Origin of the sequence: Streptococcus lutetiensis, assembly GCF_900475675.1 — a bacterium.
In the GTDB taxonomy this organism is placed as follows: Bacteria; Bacillota; Bacilli; order Lactobacillales; family Streptococcaceae; genus Streptococcus; species Streptococcus lutetiensis.
This window is the reverse complement of record NZ_LS483403.1, coordinates 1428201-1442627: the sequence shown is the minus strand read 5'-3', so window position 1 is coordinate 1442627 and position 14427 is coordinate 1428201. Positions and strand designations below refer to the sequence as shown.

The window sequence follows — 14427 nt, the reverse complement described above, 5'->3', positions numbered from 1 at the left end:
CTGGGCGAAAGCTCAGCTATTTTTTATATAAAGCCTTTTTATGGCTAGTTCAAATAAATAAGCGTCTTTAAAATGTCCTTTATTTGTGGTAAAATAAAACGGCGTTAAAGTAAGGTTTCTAAAGCATTATACTTAGAAAAATAGATAAGTTTATTATAGAGGAGAATAAGTCATGAAAAATAATTCAATCAAGACTGTTGTGGCTACAGGGATTGGGGCTGCACTGTTTATTATCATCGGAACATTAATTAATATTCCAACACCTATTCCAAATACAAATCTTCAATTGCAATACGCAGTGGTTGCTCTATTTGCCGTTGTTTATGGTCCAACTGTTGGACTCTTTTCTGGCTTTATCGGACATGCTTTGAAAGATGCTCTTCAATATGGTTCACCATGGTGGACATGGGTACTTGTGAGTGGTTTGATTGGTCTATCTATCGGACTTGTGGCTAAAAAAATCAAGATTGAAAAAGGTCAATTAACTGAAAAAGATTTAGTATGGTTTAACAGTGCACAAATCCTAGCTAATGTTATTGGTTGGGGCATTATTGCACCGTATGGTGATATTTTGGTTTATAGTGAACCAGCAAGTAAAGTCTTTACTCAAGGTATTCTATCAGCTGCCATTAATAGCTTGACAATTGCTATTGGCGGGTCATTGCTTTTAGCTGTTTACTCAAAAACACGTACACAATCAGGTAGTCTAACAAAAGGTTAATTTTTTTGGAAAAGCAGGGCTAGGAGTTCTGCTTAGACTATCACATAGCATTCTAGTATTATCCAGGCTCGCATGTGAGCCGTTTTTAACGGGGTAGGATGACAAGGTTATCCTACTCTTAATCATTTTTTAGGAGAAGATTTATGGAACCCCTTATTCAGTTTAAGGATTTCACTTTTAAATATGATGCTCAAGCAGAGCCAACTTTAAAATCCCTTAATCTGCCCATTGAGAAAGGGCAGAAGGTCTTGATTGTTGGACCGTCGGGATCAGGAAAATCAACCATTGGACAATGTTTAAATGGGATTATTCCAAACATTAATCATGGTGAAAAAAGTGGTCAATTGACCATTGCAGGTAAGGATGCTTTTGATTTGTCGATTTATGACAAATCGCATCTTGTGTCTACGGTCTTGCAAGACCCAGATGGCCAGTTTATTGGTCTGACAGTAGCAGAGGATTTAGCCTTTGCGCTTGAAAATGATTGCCTTCCGTTGGCTCAAATGACTGACAAAATCAATTATTGGGCTAATAAGCTCGATTTGACGGCATTTCTAGATAGCCGTCCACAAGATTTATCAGGTGGTCAGAAACAGCGTGTGAGCTTAGCAGGTGTTTTGATTGATGAAAGTCCAATTTTACTTTTTGATGAACCACTGGCTAATTTAGATCCTAGATCTGGGCAAGAAACGATTGAACTGATTGATCGTATTCACCAAGAAGGGCAAACGACAACGATTATTATTGAACACCGTCTTGAGGATGTGCTTTATCGTCAGGTGGATAAAGTTATTTTGATTAATGATGGTCAGACATTATTTGATGGACATCCAGATGATCTTCTAAAGACTAACTTGTTGGTTGAAAATGGAATTCGTGAGCCTCTTTATGTGACAGCTTTGAAAGATTTAAATGTCGATGTGACCAAAGCAGAGCATTTGTCAGATTTAAGTCAATTAGATTTATCGGAGATTACCGTGGCTGGTTTAAGTCAATCAGCAAATACAGTGCCAAAAGACCCTATTTTAGAAGTGAAGCGGCTGAAGTTTAGTTATCAGGAAAATCAGCCGATTTTAAAAGATGTTAGCTTTGCTATTCATAAAGGTGAACGTATTGCCATCGTTGGGAAAAATGGTGCAGGAAAATCAACCTTAGCTAAAGCTCTTTGTCAATTCATCAAACCAGCAGCAGGTGATATTTGCTACCAGGGACAATCAATCATGGAAGATTCTATCAAAGAACGTGCTGAGAAGATTGGCTACGTTCTTCAAAATCCAAATCAAATGATTAGTCAGACGATGATTTTTGATGAAGTTGCGCTTGGTCTTCGTTTGCGAGGTATCAGTGAGCAAGAAATTGAACAACGTGTTTTAGAGACTTTGAAAGTGTGTGGTTTGTACGAATTCCGTAATTGGCCAATTTCAGCTCTTTCTTTTGGTCAGAAGAAACGTGTTACGATTGCTTCAGTTTTAGTTATGAATCCTGAAATCATCTTACTTGATGAGCCAACAGCAGGGCAAGATAAGAAGCACTATACAGAAATCATGGCTTTCCTCAATCAGTTAAACAAAGCAGGCCACACGATTATTATGATTACACATGATATGCAGCTGATGCTCGAGTATTCGGATCGTAGTATTGCGATTAGTGATGGCGAAATCATTGCAGACTGCACACCAGTTGATTTATTTAGTCAGGTTGATATTTTGGATAGAGCTAATCTGAAAAAGACAAGTCTATTTGATTTGGCGGAGAAATTAGGAATCAATCCAATTGATTTGACACATTACTACATTAAGCAACAAGGAGGATGCCGTGGCTAATCATTTTATTGGTTATCAAAGTGGGCGAGGTTTTTTGTATCAATTATCTGGTGCCAGCAAATTAATCTTCTTTATTTTGGTTTCTGTGGCTTGTATGACAACCTATGATACACGATTGATTGCTGTTGTTGGTTTGTCATCGCTTATCTTGTTTAAGATGGCAGATATTCGTTGGAAACAAATTTCGTTTGTTATCAAGTTTATTGGCTTTTTTGCGCTTTTAAATGTTTTGATGGTTTATGTGTTTGAACCAAGTTATGGTGAGCACATTTACGGTGCTAAAACGGTTTTGTGGCAAGGTTATGGTCGCTTTTATCTGACAAGCCAAGAATTATTTTATTTGTTTAATTTAGCTTTGAAATATTTCTGTACAGTACCTTTAGCTGTGCTATTTCTCATGACAACGCACCCTAGTCAATTTGCTTCAAGTCTTAATCAAATTGGTGTGCCTTACAAGGTTGCTTATGCGGTAAGTTTGACATTGCGCTATATTCCAGATGTTCAGGAAGAATTTTACATGATTCGAATGTCACAAGAAGCGCGTGGTCTTGAATTAACCCAACAAGAAAAGTTGATGAAGCGTGTTAAAGGTAATCTTCAGATTATCATTCCGTTGATTTTTAGTTCTTTAAAGCGAATTGATATGGTCTCAACGGCGATGGAATTACGACGTTTTGGGAAAAATAAAAAGCGTACTTGGTACACTTATAAAAATTTCACAGTGGCAGATATTTTGACAATCACTGTATCTGTTATACTTGTTCTTATCACAGTTTTACTATTTGAATGGAATCATGGACGTTTTTACAATCCATGGCAATAAAAAAGGCTTAACTGACCTGCACCCCAAAAGTTAGACAGAAAAAAATCTAACGATTGGGGTGTTTTTGTATGAAATTAAGTTATGAAGATAAACTAGAAATATATCAGTTAAGACAAGCTGGTTTTTCTTGGCCTTATATTAGTCGAAAGTACGGTGTATGTCTATCCAATCTTAAGTACATGGTACGGCTTATGAATAAACATGGTATTGAGGTTGTTAAAAAAGGGAAAAATAAGTATTATCCCTCTAAATTAAAGCAGGAAATTATTAATAAAGTTCTTATTGAAGGTCAATCTCAGCTCACCGTATCACTGGATTATGCTCTTCCCCAACAATCCCTACTCACCAATTGGATAGCACAATACAAGAAAAACGGGTATACTATTGTTGAGAAACAACGAGGGAGACCGAGTAAGATGGGACGTAAACCAAAGAAAACTTGTAAAGAAATGACTGAGCTAGAGCATATTCTGGAAGAGAATGAGCGTCTGCGTACCGAGGTAGCTTATCTAAAAAAGTTGAGGGAATTGCGCTTGAGGGACGAAGCCTTACAGCGCAAAAGGTGGAAACAGTTAGAGAACTGGTCTCAGGAGGATTTCGATTAGACCTCTTACTAAAAACCGCTAAGCTAGCTCGTTCTACTTATTATTATCAGTTGAAACGGTTTAATAGAGCTAAGAAAGATAAGAAGGTCAAAGAGATGATTCAAACCATTTACGATGACCATAAAGGCAATTATGGATACCGTCGTATTCATTTAGAACTAAGAAACCGAGGATTTGTTATCAATCATAAGAAGGTTCAACGGTTAATGAAACTCATGGGACTCGCTGATCGTACTCGTTGTAAGCGTAAATACTCGTCTTACAAGGGAGAGATTGGGAAGAAAGCTGATAATCTAATTCAACGTCAGTTTGAAGGGGCTAAGCCTTATGAGAAGTGTTATACAGATGTCACTGAATTCGCTTTACCAAATATTAGAGAGAAACTCTATTTATCCCCTGTTCTTGATGGATACAATAGTGAGATTATTGAATTCACCTTGTCACGCTCACCTGATTTAAAACAGGTTCAAACCATGCTTAAAAGAGCATTTCCGGCTACCTCTTACCAAGGAACTATTCTTCACAGCGACCAAGGGTGGCAATATCAACACCAGTCTTATCATGATTTCTTGGCATCCAAAGGGATTCGTCCATCTATGTCACGCAAGGGAAATAGTCCAGATAATGGCATGATGGAGTCCTTCTTTGGCATCTTAAAGTCTGAGATGTTTTACGGTTATGAAAAGACTTTTAAGTCGCTTGATAAGCTAGAACAAGCCATTACGGATTATATTTTTTATTACAACAATAAACGTATCAAGGCAAAATTAAAAGGACTTAGTCCTGTGCAATACAGAACTAAATCCTTATCATAATTAAGTGTCCAACTTTTGGGGGTCAGTACATTATAAAGAGCTTTTTTATTTCAAATAGCCAAGGTAATCGAATTTTTCAAAGGTGTCATCACTTGCGATGGCAATGATTTCGATATCAGCTTCGAAAGGTTTGTTTGGATCAATGGGCGTATCGATAACTGAAAGATTTTTCTTGCGGATACCGATAATGTTGATTTCGAATTTATTTCGGACATCGAGTTGGATAAGATTTTTCCCAACCCAAGAGTCTGGAATCGAAAATTCAACCATAGCTAATTTTTCTTCTAAGCGAACGATGTTATCGATGTGGTGGCGAAGCATGTTAGAAGCAACGCGTTTACCAGAATCGCGTTCTGGCATGATGACCTTGCTTGCACCAATGCCATAAAGCACTTCTTCGTAAGTTTTTGTTTTAGCTTTGGCGATAATATTTTTAACGCCGAGTTTTTTACAGTGCATAACGGCAAGAACAGAAGATTCTAGATTGTTACCTGTTGCGACAACGACGGTATCACATTGACCGATGCCAAGTGCTTTTAAAAAGTCAATATCTGTGATGTCACCGACAGCAGCTTTTTTAACAACATCGGATACATTTTGAACAAGATTTTCGTTAATGTCGATAGCGATGACATCTTGGTCAAATTTGCTGAGCTCTTTGGCAACATTTCGTCCAAAGATACCAAGTCCAAGAACACCAATTATTTTTTTTCTCATTTTAATTCCTCTAACCTACTGTGATATTTGCTTGTGCGTACTGAATTTCTTTTTCTTTCTTTTGAAGAAGACTAAGAAGAACTGTCAATGGTCCGACACGTCCAATGAACATCAATGCCATGATGACGAGTCTTCCTGAAGTTGATAATTGAGGCGTTAAATCCATGGAAACACCGACGGTAGCAATGGCAGATACGGCTTCAAAAAGCAGCGCAATTGGGTCGTGGTGCGGTTCAAATTGAAGAAGAAGGATATAGCCAACAATTAGAATTGAAAAGAAGAAGATAAGCACTGTTAACGTTTGTTTGATAACTTTATTTGCAATGATGCGGTGGTGATAGGTAACCTCACTCTGACCAGCAAGTTCTGATTTAAAGAGTAAGAAAGTAATTGCAACTGTTGTAACTTTTACTCCACCGGCGGTACCGCCAGGAGCTCCCCCGATAATCATCTGAATCATGTAGAGAATGTTGGTTGCTGTATGTGTATCAAGATATGAAATTGTTGCAAAACCAGCTGTTCTCATTGTGACTGTTTGAAATAAGCTGACCATAAATTGTTGGAAAGGATTGTATAATCCAATTGTTTTAGGATTGTTAGCTTCCAAAAGCCAAGTTATAGCCGTTCCTAATATTAAAATTACCGCTGTTGTGTCAAGTACTAAGCGTGTTTGGTTGCTTAATTTGCGAGTGAATGTTTTTAGACGGTAAGGTCTATCTGCTAGGAATGCCTTAATGGCGCGTTTGATATCAACCCAGACTGCAAACCCGATTCCTCCAGAGACAATCAAAATCATAAAGAGGAGGTTGAGTAGAGGATTTAAGACAAATGGTTTTAAACTATCTCCACCAAGGTTATCAAAACCGGCATTACAAAAAGCAGAAACTGCTAAAAAGATAGCATTGAAAATACCATGACTCACGCCAAATCTTGGAATAAAGTCAATAAGAAATAAAATCGCAATCAAAGATTCAATGATGAACGTTATTTTATAAACGTTGAATAGATAGCGTTTTAAGTGACCGCTGTTGTCATAACTTAGAGCTGATTGCAAGATATTTTGGCTCGATAGATTCATGCGTCGTCTGAGCAAATATGTACTAACCGCAATCAAGGTGACAAGTCCAAGACCACCGATTTGCATTAAGATAATAGAAATCACTTGCCCAAGACCGTTGTAGACCTCAGCAACAGGAAAGACAGAAAGCCCAGTCACACAGACCATTGATACCACGGTAAATAAGTGGTCAAGATAGTTTGTTGCTGGTGCATTTTGATAATGCGTTATTGGAAGTGATAGTAAGATACTTCCTATGAAGATTACAATTAGAAAGCTAACGGTTAAACGTTGGGTACCAGATAGCCGTTTTAAAAATCTAGTCAAATGAACATCCCTTTCTTATAGCAATTAAGTGGCTGCTAGAGCCACTTATTGTCACTATTAACCCATTAAAGAGGTTTTTTGTTTGGCATGCCAGCTTTACGTGGGTATTTATTTGGTGTTTCTTTTTTCTTTTCAAGAATTGTGATTTGACGACTGTCACCGTTTGGCAACTCGTAATGATAGTTTTCAACAAGTTTTGAAAAGAGTACAGACATGGCATTTTTAGCGTCAGCCAATTCTTCTTCAGCAGCAGATGCTTTAAGAGCAATCAATTGTCCGCCGACATTTAAGAATGGAATTGTCAATTCTGTAAGAACTTGTAAGCGGGCAACGGCGCGTGCAGTGACGATGTCATAGCTAGCGCGAAAAGCTTTGTCTTGTCCATAATCCTCAGCACGTCCATGGTAAAAATGAACGCCATCAAGACCAAGCTCTTCCGCCAACAAGTTAAGGAAGTTGATACGTTTGTTAAGCGAATCAATGATAGTTACATCGATATCAGGGCACAAGATTTTAATCGGAATACTTGGAAAACCAGCTCCAGCTCCGATATCTAAGAGACGAATCTCTTGGTTTGTAATTTTGCCTTGAAGAACTGGTGCGATAGAATCGTAGAAATGTTTAAGGTAGACGCCTTCTTTATCAGTGATGGCAGTCAAGTTGATTTTTTGATTCCATTCGACTAACAGTTCAAAATAGCGCTCAAATTGTTTTTTTTGAGTGTCCGATAAGTCAAATTCTTGCTTAGCAAGTCTGTCATAAAATTCTTCAGGTGTCATATTATTAAGTTAAAGAAACTGTTTATGTTAAAATTACTTTCTCTAATGATCCTTTCAATCCAATATATATCATCTTATTTTACCATAAAAAACTAGTAGTGACATTCATTGACTGTTCGATAAAAGGGAGTTTTTGTCTTTATTTATGGTATTTTCTTTTAGAATTACTTGAAAATTGATATAATGAAAGCAAGAAAATATCGATTGTTTTCGTAAGAAGCTTTTTGCCAATAGTATTGGAGTTAGAAAGCTGGATTTTTTAGGAAAGGTATCAGATACCCAAGGAGGAATTTATGATTTTTATTATTATTGCTATCATTGCCGTCCTAGTACTCTGGGGAGTTACTGCTTATAATGGACTTGTGAAAAGCCGCATGCAAACCAAAGAATCTTGGAGTCAAATCGATGTTCAATTGAAACGTCGTAATGACCTTATTCCAAATTTGATTGAAACAGTTAAAGGTTATGCTGCTTACGAAGAAAAAACATTCGCTAAAATTACAGAATTGCGTAGCCAAGTAGCACAAGCACAAAGCCCTGCAGAAGCAATGCATGCTTCAAACGCTCTTACAAAACAATTGTCAGGCTTGATTGCTGTTGCTGAAAATTATCCTGAACTTAAAGCAAACAATAGCTTTATTAAATTGCAAGACGAATTGACAAATACTGAAAATAAAATTTCTTATTCACGTCAATTGTTCAACACAACTACAGCAAACTACAACGTGAAGTTGGAAACATTCCCAACTAATATTATTGCAGGTCTTTTCGGATTTAAACCAAGTCAATTCTTGGAAACACCTGAAGATGAAAAAGAAACACCAAAAGTGTCATTTGATTTTTAATCAATTCGAAAAATAACTTTTAAGACAAGTTATCTTAAACGAAAGGAATATAAAGAGTCTCTTTAGGTGGTTCAATTAGCTTAGAGAGACTCTTTTATTATAAGAGAAAATTATGTTATATGATCAAATTGCCAACAATAAGCGCAAGACAGTTGTTTTGCTCTTTGTCTTCTTCTTGATTTTGGCAGCTATCGGTGCAGCAGTTGGATACCTTTGGTTAGATAGTTTAAGCTTTGGTGTTGTCATTGCTCTGATTATCGGTGGTATTTATGCAGTAAGCATGATTTTTCAATCCACTAATGTCGTCATGGCAATGAACAATGCGCGTGAAGTGACAGAGGAAGAGGCGCCACAACTTTATCATATCGTTGAAGATATGGCTATGGTTGCACAAATTCCAATGCCACGTGTCTTTATTGTTGAGGACGAGTCGCTTAATGCTTTTGCCACAGGATCAAATCCTGAAAATGCTGCTGTGGCAGCAACAACTGGTTTGTTAGCTTTGATGAATCGCGAAGAACTTGAAGGAGTTATCGGACACGAAGTTAGCCACATTCGTAATTATGATATTCGTATTTCAACAATTGCTGTCGCTCTTGCTAGTGCTGTAACAATGATTGCAAGTTTTGGAAGTCGTATGATGTGGTTTGGTGGAAGTAATCGCCGTCGCTCTAATGATCGTGACGAAGGAGCTATGGGTATTATTGTGCTCATCTTGTCTTTGATTTCACTTTTCTTGGCACCACTTGCTGCTACCTTAGTTCAGCTTGCCATTTCACGTCAACGTGAATTTCTTGCCGATGCTAGTTCTGTGGAATTAACACGAAATCCAGAAGGCATGATTAAGGCTCTTCAAAAACTGGAAGACTCATCACCAATGCACTATCCAGTAGATCAAGCTAGTGCTGCTTTGTATATCAATGACCCACTTAAAAAAGGTGAACACTTTAGTTCACTCTTTAACACACATCCATCTATTGCCGATCGAATCGATCGTCTTCGTCATATGTAAATCATAAAAGCTCATAAATTATTGTGGGCTTTTATCTATTATTCATAAGAATTTTAATATGATGAATTTGATATCAATATCATAAAGACAAGAGCTAAAAAAGCTGGTATAATGGTAAGGAAATTTAAAAGAGGTAGAATAATGATGATAGCTATTTCAGAAATAAAGAAAAATACTGAGGGGATTGCTTTTAATGAATCTTTGAATATTAAAGAAAAATTAATGCAACGCTCAAGTGAAGTTTTAGACGTCAAAGCAGTTTCTGTAAACGGAATTGTTTCATATGATGATGGATTGTACTTATTGAACTATCGATTGGATTATACGATTACTTTACCATCAAGTCGTTCAATGCAACCTGTTGATGTTCACCAAGTTGAAGACGTTTCAGAGGTTTTTGTTGAGTCAGCTGACCTTCATACTCAAGAAGACTTGGTCAAAGAAAATCTTGCTTTAGTATTAGAAGATGATGTTATTGATTTGGAAGAAAGTGCGATTGATAATATTCTTTTAACAATTCCTATGCAAGTCTTGAGTGATGAAGAATGTCAATCAGATGACATGCCATCAGGACAAAATTGGTCTGTCATGACAGAAGAACAATACGAAGCATTACAAAATGAAAAGAAAAAAGAAAACAACCCATTTTCTGCGCTAAATGGCTTGTTTGAAGATTAATATAATTTTCATTAAAAAGATAAAATTTTCTTGAATTATCGTTTATACTTTGATATACTTTTAGGGCAATATAGTATACTTGGTTGAGTAGGTCATTTTTGAGAATTGTATTAAAAAGGGATAGAGTGATGGCTGGATTATTTCTCATAAATTGAACGAAAATTAAAACAGTAACGATAGCTGTGTACTAGGCAAATATTAGATTTTATAATCTTTACATTAAATAAAAGGTTGGTGACAATGAGTAAAAAGATTTTAATTATTGAGGATGAAAAAAATCTTGCACGCTTTGTGTCTTTAGAATTACAACATGAGGGGTATTCAGTAGTTGTTGAGACAAATGGACGTTTAGGGCTTCAAACAGCATTGGATGATGATTTTGATTTGATCCTATTAGATTTGATGTTACCTGATATGGACGGATTCGAAATTACACGTCGTCTTCGCTTGGAAAAAGACACATCGATTATCATGATGACTGCTCGTGATTCTATTATGGATATTGTTGCTGGTCTTGACCGTGGAGCAGATGATTACATTGTAAAACCATTTGCTATTGAAGAATTACTGGCTCGTGTTCGTGCAGTATTCCGTCGTCAAGATGCTAATTCTAAACAAGCAAAAGAAGGTCAAGCAAAAGAAGGTCTCTTAGGTCTTCGTTTGAACCCACAAAATCGTTCGGCAGTGCGTGGAGATGATGAAATTTCATTAACAAAACGTGAATACGACTTGTTGAGCGTGCTTCTTTCAAATGTTAATCGCGTAATGACACGTGAAGAACTTTTGGCAAGTGTTTGGCGTTATGATACAGACATCGAAACAAATGTCGTGGATGTTTACATCCGTTACCTACGTGGTAAAATTGATATTCCTGGTAAAGAATCATATATCCAAACAGTTCGTGGAATGGGTTATATTATTCGAGAAAAATAATGATAAAGTACTTTAAAAAGTCATTATCTAAAAAAATTTCCTTAACGTCTCTTCAGTGGGTTTTGGTTATTTTATCGGTCTCCAACTTGCTTATTTATTTTGGGGTAACTCAGATATTTCTTGAACGAGACCGTTACAATACCGAACAAGCCACTGAAGTTGTTAGGGAGTTATTGTCTAAAGAAACTTCTCTAACAGAAGAAAAATTATTAGACTTGTTGGAACAGTACAATGCTACAGGCTCACTTGTTGAAGAAGGTAATAAAACTTATATCTTTGATAAGCAGGGTGGTATTGATGACTTGGTTTTTGACAATCAAGATGTGTCTGTTTTTAATAAAAATAAACAATTAGTTTTGACGACCAATAAAGTCTTATCAACAATAAAAATTGGAAAAGTTGGTGAAACGACGCAACATCGTTCATCAGCTTTTAATGGTTTTTATCAAAGTGAAAAAGTTTATTCCAAAGATAGCCGCGAAGTTATCGGCTATGTGACGGTTTACCAAGACCTTACGACCTATTATATGGCGCGTCATGTTTTGGTTCTAATTTTATTGGTTTCTGAACTGATTGAAGCTTGTTTGATTTTTAAAATGTTACTGGTGGTTTCTCATCGTTCTTTAAAACCATTAGGAGAGTTTCAAGCATTCATTGATGATTTGTCTGAAAATCCCAGTGATTTGTCTTTGAGGTCGGATATTAAATCTGGCGATGAGATTGAGAGATTATCAATGAGTTTTGACAATATGTTAGAGCAAATCGAAGGTTATGCAAGACGCCAAACGCGCTTTGTTAGCGATGTGAGTCATGAACTGCGAACACCGATTGCTGTTATTAAAGGACATCTAGGTTTGCTTCAACGTTGGGGTAAAGATGACCCTGAAATATTGTGTGAAAGTCTTGATGCTGCTTACCATGAAGCTGATCGAATGTCGATTATGGTAAATGATATGCTAGATATGGTTCGTGTTCAAGGAAGTTTTGACCTACACAAAGGTGAAATTACTGATTTGAAACAATCTATTGATTTAGTTTTAGGGAATTTTCGAATTTTGTATCCTGATTTTCGTTTCTCTTTGACATCGACGATTGATGATTGTATCTATGCTGAAATTTACAAAGATCATTTTGAACAAGCTATTTTGATTTTAATTGATAATGGCGTTAAATATTCTTCAGGTAGTAGAAATATCCATGTGACTTTGGATGTTTTAGGAGATGATGCGATTGTGAAAGTTCGTGATGAGGGTGAGGGAATCTCACAGGAAGATTTGAATCACATCTTTAAGCGTTTCTATCGCACAGATAAGTCACGTAACCGTGTTTCGACACAAGGTGGGCTTGGAATTGGCTTAGCCATTCTTAAGCAAATCGTAGATGCCTATAACCTTAAAGTTAGCGTCAGTAGTGTAGTTGACGAGGGAACTGAGTTTACTCTAGTTATCCCAAGGGTTATGGCAAAATAACATTAAAAGACAGACTGAGCTCTTTTCTCGGTCTGTTCGTTTTTCTAATGAAGTATGTCATGATATTTTGTTAGAAAAGGGAAAGCGACAACTGAACCGGCTTGGACTGGTATTACTTTCATAATGAGTGAATTTATGTTAAAATTAAGTATTAAAATAATTGGTAAAATGGGGTGTTTGTATGCGTTGTCCAAAATGTAATTATAATAAATCGAGCGTCATCGATAGCCGTCAAGCAGAGGATGGTAATACGATTCGACGACGCCGAGAATGTGAAAATTGTCATGCGCGTTTTACAACCTTTGAACGCGTTGAAGAACTACCCTTGTTAGTCATTAAAAAAGACGGAACGCGTGAACAATTTTCTCGAGAAAAAATCCTAAATGGTATTTTTCAAAGTGCACAAAAACGTCCAGTATCAAGCGATGATATTGAACAAGTGGTATCTCGTATCGAACAAAAAGTTCGTAGTGAATATGAAAGTGAAGTTCCGAGTACTGTGATTGGTAATCTGGTTATGGATGAGTTGGCAGAACTTGATGAAATTACTTATGTTCGCTTTGCCTCAGTTTATAAATCATTTAAAGATGTTGATGAGATTGAGGAACTTTTGCAGCAAATTACGAATCGTGTGCGTAGCAAAAAGAAAAGAAGTAAGCTAAATGAGACCGATTGATGAATTTTCTTATGTCAAAAACAATAAGGTTTTGTTGGATTCTGATAGTCTAAGTCAGCTTTATCATCCTGTTATCGGGAACCATGCTGTGCTTTTGTATGAGTATCTGCTTGCTTTCTTTGATGATGGTATCAAACGTCACAAGTTTAGTGAGATTTTGAATCACTTACAGTTGAGCATGCAAGAAGTCGAGGAAGCTCTGGCTATCTTAACCGCAGTAGACTTACTGGTTTTATATCAAACACGAGATGCTTATGTTTTGAAATTACAACCAGCTTTAAATCGTGAAACGTTCTTAGCTAATGCAATTTACCGTCGTTTATTAGAACAACGGATTGGCGATGTTGCGGTGGCTGAGTTGGATGTGGTTCTGCCTGATGGTGCGCGTGATGTTTCTAAGAAGTTCTCTGATATTTTTTCAGTAGATGAAACTCCAAAAGTGCCTAAGATAGTATCAAAAAACCATTTCGATTTGGACAGTTTTGAGCGTTTGATGTTACGTGATGGTTTGCAATTCAAAGATGAAAAAGCTGATGTAGTTAAGATTTATAGTCTAGCTGATAAATACAACATGAATTGGTTTGACACTTATCAATTGGCAAAAAGTACGGCTATTAATGGCAAGATTTCGCCACAACGAATGACGGTGCAGCTTGAGCAGAAAAAAATGGCTAATAACCAAACCAAAGAGCAATTTGATGCTAAAGAACAAGTGATTATCAGAGAAGCTAAACAAGCTTCTGCCAAGGAGTTTCTTAAAAAAATCAAAGCGCCTCGTCGTGCTGTGGTTACTGAAAGTGAGCGAAAAGTTTTAGAAGAACTAGCAAATATGAGTTTCTTAGATGAAGTTATTAACGTTATGGTTCTTTATACTTTGAACAAAACACAGTCAGCCAATATCAACAAACCTTATATCATGAAGGTTGCAAATGATTTTGCTTACCAAAAAATTACGACAGCTGAAGCGGCTGTTCTTAAGATGCGTAGTTTCACGAAACGAAATAAAGAACACAAAGCTAAAGCGAAATTGACTAAAACTAATGTTCCAGAATGGACAGCAAAAGAATACAAGCATGTTGCGACAGCTGAAGAAAAGGAAAAACTAGAAGAGCTTAGACGTAGCATGTTAGAAGATTAAGGAGTGAGT

The 14427-nt window shown here is 36.7% G+C and carries 14 protein-coding genes; 11 read left to right on the top strand and 3 right to left on the bottom strand.

All coding sequences use genetic code 11. The features are described 5' to 3' along the window. The first annotated feature begins 172 nt into the window (after nt 1-172). From DQN23_RS07250 to DQN23_RS07235, 4 genes are all read left to right on the top strand, one after another. Nucleotides 173-721 (top strand): ECF-type riboflavin transporter substrate-binding protein, encoded by a 549-nt coding sequence (locus DQN23_RS07250; protein ID WP_111712977.1) that lies wholly within the window; start codon nt 173-175, stop codon nt 719-721. 143 nt (nt 722-864) lie between these two features. Further along, the gene (locus DQN23_RS07245; protein WP_111712976.1) at nt 865-2544 is read left to right on the top strand and encodes an ABC transporter ATP-binding protein; all 1680 of its coding nucleotides are present in this window, start codon (nt 865-867) and stop codon (nt 2542-2544) included. Continuing rightward, a complete protein-coding gene (locus tag DQN23_RS07240) occupies nt 2537-3367 on the top strand; it encodes an energy-coupling factor transporter transmembrane component T family protein (protein WP_111712975.1) in 831 nt (276 codons plus the stop codon). Before DQN23_RS07245 ends, DQN23_RS07240 begins: the two co-directional genes overlap by 8 nt. 68 nt (nt 3368-3435) lie before the next feature. Next, nucleotides 3436-4787, top strand: a protein-coding gene (locus tag DQN23_RS07235; protein ID WP_111712974.1) for an IS3 family transposase whose coding sequence is annotated in 2 segments (ribosomal slippage) — nt 3436-3886 and nt 3886-4787 — 1353 coding nt in all. Because the reading frame shifts where the segments join, the coding sequence is not laid out codon by codon here. Nucleotides 4788-4832: 45 nt separating this feature from the next. Here the strand turns inward: DQN23_RS07235 and ktrA are convergent. The 3 genes from ktrA to rsmG form a co-directional block, all read right to left on the bottom strand. Continuing rightward, on the bottom strand, nt 4833-5504 hold the full coding sequence (gene ktrA / locus DQN23_RS07230) for a potassium uptake transporter gating subunit KtrA (protein ID WP_111699025.1): 672 nt from the start codon (nt 5502-5504) through the stop codon (nt 4833-4835). 10 nt (nt 5505-5514) lie between these two features. After that, on the bottom strand, nt 5515-6888 hold the full coding sequence (locus tag DQN23_RS07225) for a TrkH family potassium uptake protein (protein ID WP_058832791.1): 1374 nt from the start codon (nt 6886-6888) through the stop codon (nt 5515-5517). Between the two features lie 65 nt (nt 6889-6953). Next, a complete protein-coding gene (gene rsmG / locus DQN23_RS07220; protein WP_020917362.1) occupies nt 6954-7667 on the bottom strand; it encodes a 16S rRNA (guanine(527)-N(7))-methyltransferase RsmG in 714 nt (237 codons plus the stop codon). A 293-nt stretch (nt 7668-7960) separates the two neighbouring features. On the opposite strand from rsmG, the gene DQN23_RS07215 reads away from it, so the two are divergent. The 7 genes from DQN23_RS07215 (at nt 7961) to DQN23_RS07185 (ending at nt 14418) form a co-directional block, all read left to right on the top strand. Then, nucleotides 7961-8512 (top strand): LemA family protein, encoded by a 552-nt coding sequence (locus DQN23_RS07215; RefSeq protein WP_014335211.1) that lies wholly within the window; start codon nt 7961-7963, stop codon nt 8510-8512. A 112-nt stretch (nt 8513-8624) separates the two neighbouring features. Beyond that, a complete protein-coding gene (htpX, locus tag DQN23_RS07210; RefSeq protein WP_111712973.1) occupies nt 8625-9524 on the top strand; it encodes a zinc metalloprotease HtpX in 900 nt (299 codons plus the stop codon). A 141-nt stretch (nt 9525-9665) separates the two neighbouring features. Continuing rightward, nucleotides 9666-10202 (top strand): YceD family protein, encoded by a 537-nt coding sequence (locus tag DQN23_RS07205; protein WP_058814197.1) that lies wholly within the window; start codon nt 9666-9668, stop codon nt 10200-10202. 240 nt (nt 10203-10442) lie between these two features. Beyond that, a complete protein-coding gene (locus DQN23_RS07200; protein WP_020917358.1) occupies nt 10443-11135 on the top strand; it encodes a response regulator transcription factor in 693 nt (230 codons plus the stop codon). Further along, on the top strand, nt 11135-12604 hold the full coding sequence (locus tag DQN23_RS07195; protein WP_058832789.1) for a HAMP domain-containing sensor histidine kinase: 1470 nt from the start codon (nt 11135-11137) through the stop codon (nt 12602-12604). Before DQN23_RS07200 ends, DQN23_RS07195 begins: the two co-directional genes overlap by 1 nt. A gap of 181 nt (nt 12605-12785) precedes the next feature. Beyond that, nucleotides 12786-13280, top strand: coding sequence for a transcriptional regulator NrdR (nrdR, locus tag DQN23_RS07190; protein WP_006532915.1), 495 nt, complete (start codon nt 12786-12788; stop codon nt 13278-13280). Beyond that, entirely contained in the window at nt 13267-14418 is a 1152-nt protein-coding gene (locus DQN23_RS07185; RefSeq protein WP_111712972.1) for a DnaD domain protein, read from the top strand. The genes nrdR and DQN23_RS07185 overlap by 14 nt, the downstream gene beginning before the upstream one ends. Nucleotides 14419-14427 lie beyond the last annotated feature (9 nt).